The organism is Okeania sp. SIO2F4 (assembly GCF_010672385.1).
GTDB lineage: Bacteria > Cyanobacteriota > Cyanobacteriia > Cyanobacteriales > Microcoleaceae > Trichodesmium.
In genome coordinates, this window is record NZ_JAAHGT010000768.1 from 1 (window position 1) to 4762 (window position 4762).

Consider the following 4762-nt stretch of genomic DNA (forward strand, 5'->3'; position numbering starts at 1 on the left):
TTAATAAAAGGCGAGTTAAAGTCTGAATTGTTGCTAAAGTAGTTTTGACTTCGTGGGCAATCGCTTGTAACAATTCCACATCAGGAGCTTTGAGATTTTCAATAGTAGATTTTAGTGATGTAGTAGTTTCTTTATTTTCTCTATTTTTGCTAGAATTATTAACTTCTAATGCTTCATTTTTACTATCTACATTTGGTAAATTATCCAATAATAAACGACTAAATTCCATGACAATTTTGTAGTCAGGTGCAAGAGGCGGAAACTGCTCAAATACACTATCTAAAATAGCTAATCGTTGAGAATATTGGGAAATAAATTTTTGCTGCTTATCAATATTTATAGTCGGAAAATATGTTGGCAATACTATTCGTTGACGCAAGACAATCCATGCTTTTTTGACTATTTCTGGGTCAAAAGAAAATAGAAAAGCTGGTGTATTATCTAAATTTTTACCTAAGACCATTATTAAGCTAAATTCAGCAGTAAAAACTAAACAAAACTGCTCATTTGTTATTGGATCTTTAGTGGATAAAGGTAATATTGGTATGGCAGCAGGTAAGGATTTAATACTATCTGCTGCTGGTAATAGAGGTAAAGTTTGCCATCTCAATATGGATAACCAGTCTAAACCTTCTGGTATTTCACTGGTAAATATTGATGTAGCAAAACTGCTAGTTAAAACAGGATTTGTTAAGACAGGAGTAGGACTAGATAACACTAATCCACGATATGATTTGAGATGAGAAATTAAAGAATTAGAAGTAGGAAATTTTGAGCTGGTTTGAGATTCCCAATTTTCGAGTAAAGGAGTGGTTTTGTGGATTCCTTTATCTTTGTCAGTTTTGATCATCTCTTGATTTTTTGAATCTTGAGAATCTGAGATTTGTAGTGAATTTTCTAAGAGTTGATTAACTGCAGCAATGGCACTATACCATTCCTTTTCAGCCTTTAAATATAAATGTTGATTTCTCTGTGTTATAGAAGGAGGAGAATTTTCCCTTGCCAGTTCTATTTTTATTGTAGACAAATCATTATTTGACCTCTCTAGGGCAAAAATGTCACTTAAAGTTGGTAATACATAGTTATAGTTGTCCATTTTTTTTCAAAAATAAATGAATAAATAATTTTAATTTATTAATTAATAAATCCAGACTTCTACAAAGTCTTTAATATTCTTTGATTAGTTGTCTCTATAGAAGTAGACCTTACTTAATACTAAGGGTATCGGTATTCATCCATTACTTATGTTGGTATAACCGAACTGAATCACCGCAATCTCCGCTATTATGGTCGAGTTATTTCAGTTATCAGTTATCAGTTATCAGTTATCAGTTAGCCTCCTATGGTCGTAACTGCACAATTCAATACCTCTGCAATTAAGGAGGCTTGACATTAGGAATAGTCTCTTTTCTCTTGGTCGATTGGATGTGGCGTTTAGCGCTCCGCAAAACGCGCGTTGACGCCATCCCATCCTTACGGAAAGCTCCGAAGATCGACCGCTTTTTATTCCTTGTAAAAAGGGAGACTTTAGACCACAATTTTTCGGTAATAGGAAATAGGGAATATGGAATATGGAATATGGAATGGGAAACTAGAAAAATTATCAAATCTAATTTTTCTATCTGGTTAAACAAACTGCCCTATTACTATTTATTTATAACAATTTAACAGCAGATGATCTGGCTCCCTAATTTGACAATCATACTTGCACTTCAGCAACGCTGAAAAAAAACTGTATAAATATAGTTTTAAGGAATAAGGAATGGGAAACTAGAAAAATCATCAAATTTAATTTTTCCATCTTGCTAACAGAAGTTTCCTATCACTATTTATTTATAACTATTTAACAACAGATAATATATAGCAATCCGCGCATTGATTGTGACAATTTTTATAATAGTTAATTTGAGCTGAAAACCTTAAAAATTCTGTACGTCGCCAAGAATACGGCTTCCCTACCTGACTCCTGACTCCTAACTACCACCAAAATATTACAACTGTGCAGAGGATTGCTATAGTCCATAATTTGACAATTATACTCGCACTTCAGCAATGCCGAAAAAACTTGATAATACCATGGATGAAAAAAGAATATTACACATCACTAATAAAATGTGAAAACTTCATTTACGATCCTGGCAATATGAATATTTACCGAGAAATTGTGGTCTAAAGCCTCCCCTTTTAAAGGGAAAAAAGCGGTCGTTTGCGGAGCATGACCTAGGATGGGATGGCGAGGTTTCCCGCTCTTACAGAGCCGCTCAGAAGTACGCCATATCCAATCGACCAAGAGAGCGGTCGGCAAGCGGAGCATTCCGTCAGGATGGGATGGCGAGGTTTCCCGCTCTTACAGAGCCGCTCAGAAGTACGCCATATCCAATCTCCCCTTGAGAAGAAAAAATTTTTCATTATTAGTCAATCCTATCCGTTTTCAAGGAGAGGTAATTATTAATTATTAATTATTAATTATTAATTGTTTAATTACTACCTAAAACCTCAAACCTACCAACTAAAATTTATTTGTACCAAACATTTATCAAACTCGTATAGCTATGGGTTTATATAATGTAAAAACTATTTAAGTTTAAGAAAATAATCAATGAATCATTACTCAATTTTTTCTGAATATATTATTCCTGCTGATGCTCCTTTTCCCCACAATGATTGATACACAAAAAACATAACCATTGTTCAGAAAAGTAGTACAGTGAAAGTTGAAATTCAGTTAATACTTGAGTCTGATAGCAAAGTTTAAAGACTTTCAATCGAGGTTTCAAAGATATCAACGCTAAAGCTGATAATTTCTAATATTTAAGGGTATATAAAAATTAAAATAATCACCTCCCATTATACTAATGTTAGTTAACAGTAAAAATATAAATGCCCATATCACTAACCGAAGCAAAAAATCTATTATCTGACCTGCTCGCTAATTATAGTTATCAAGTAGATTATTTGGCCATTCGCCTAGAAGAATCCCAAGGAACAGATATTCTCTTGCGAGGCCACAAAATAGAAACCCTGAGTGAAGGCATTTCCATTGGCGGCCAAGTCCGAGCTTGTTATAAAGGAGCCTGGGGTTTTGCCAGTTTTAATCAAATATCTACCTTGAAAGAGAGAATAGAAGAGGCGATTGCTGCAGCCAAACTTATTGGGAAAGAAGAAACTATTCTAGCTCCCATACCAATTATTCAAGCAACTCATGTGGTTTCTCTCACAGGTAAAGACCCTCGTCACATATCTTTAGCTAATAAAAAAGAACTCTGCGAACATTATGGCCAAGTGCTGCGGAGTGTTGACCCTCGAATTACTACTGTATCTGTGCGTTATGGGGATAGTACCCAGAAAGTAATTCTCGCTACTTCCGAAGGAACCATGCTAGAACAATCTTGGACAGATATGGAAATGCGCTTTGCTGCTACTGCCAGGAATGGGGAAACCGTACAAACTGGTAGGGAAACTACTGGTTCTCGCAAAGCTTATGAAGATTTAACTAATTTGGACAATCAAGTTCGTAGTGCTGCACAGAGAGCTGTTAATTCTCTAGCTTTACCGATCGTTCAAGGTAATACTTATACGGTAGTTATTGACCCTATTCTTACAGGTCTATTTGTTCACGAAGCTTTTGGTCATCTCTCGGAAGCAGATATGGCATACGAAAATCCCGATCTATTAGAAGTTATGACAATTGGTCGGAGATTTGGTCCTGAGAATTTACAAATATTTGATGGTGCAATGGTGTCACCTATATTAAATGGAGATGAGGGAGAAGTACATCGAGGTAGTTATATTTATGATGATGAAGGTACTTTAGCAACTACTACTCAGTTGATTCAAGATGGAGTTTTGGTCGGACGTTTACACTCGCGGGAAACTGCGGGGAAACTCGGAGAGGTACCTACAGGTAATGCACGTTGTCTTGATTATCATTATCCACCTCTAGTTAGAATGACTAATACTTGGATAGCACCAGGAAATACTCCTGTTTCAGATTTATTTGCTGATATTAAGGAGGGAGTTTATGCTCGGAACTGGTTGGGTGGAATGACTAATGGGGAAATGTTTACTTTTAGTGCTGGGGAAGCTTGGATGATTAGAAATGGTGAGTTAGCTGAACCGGTGCGAGATGTCACTCTTTCTGGAAATGTGTTTAATACCTTGGCAGATATTGAAGCGATCGCCGATGATTTTTATTGGGATGAGTCTGGTGGTTGTGGGAAAGGTGGGCAAAATGGTTTACCTGTTGGTTGTGGCGGACCAAGTTTGCGTGTTAGGAATGTTGTTGTTGGTGGGGATGCTTCTGAAGTCAGAAGTTAGAAGTCAGAAGTCAGAAGTTATATCATGTCCGGTTGAACAGTTATAAATAAACGACCCAGGAGTCAGGAGTCAGGAGTCAGGATAGAAGAAAGAATGAAGAAAGAGGAGGAGAAGGAGAAAGTTTTTTTATTACTAATTATCCGGACATGATATTAGACGCAGAAACTGGGTTATGAGGCTAAATTTCGCATTAGCGCGAAAAACAATAACCAGGGCAATAAACCCATTTTCTTGTTTGGGTACATAAGTTCTGATAAGATATGTTGACTGAAAAAATAAGGTCTAATACCTCTCCTTAAAAGGGGATGAAAAAAGCAAACTTCAGTATTTTAAGCCTTCCTATTGCAGGAGGTACTGTTAACGAAGTTCATCCGAAGGAGGCTAACTGATAACTGATAACTGATAATAACTGAAATGACACCTCAACTGAGACGAGAAATTGGCG

The 4762-nt window shown here is 36.3% G+C and carries 1 protein-coding gene and 1 pseudogene; one reads left to right on the forward strand and one right to left on the reverse strand.

Going from position 1 to position 4762, the window contains the following annotated elements; all coding sequences use genetic code 11:
* Window positions 1-1096 (reverse strand): annotated as a pseudogene (locus F6K22_RS32300) (sensor histidine kinase); the annotation flags it as partial.
* Window positions 1097-2880: 1784 nt separating this feature from the next.
* On the opposite strand from F6K22_RS32300, the gene F6K22_RS32305 reads away from it, so the two are divergent.
* Entirely contained in the window at window positions 2881-4317 is a 1437-nt protein-coding gene (locus tag F6K22_RS32305) for a TldD/PmbA family protein (protein ID WP_293107738.1), read from the forward strand.
* Window positions 4318-4762: the final 445 nt, after the last annotated feature.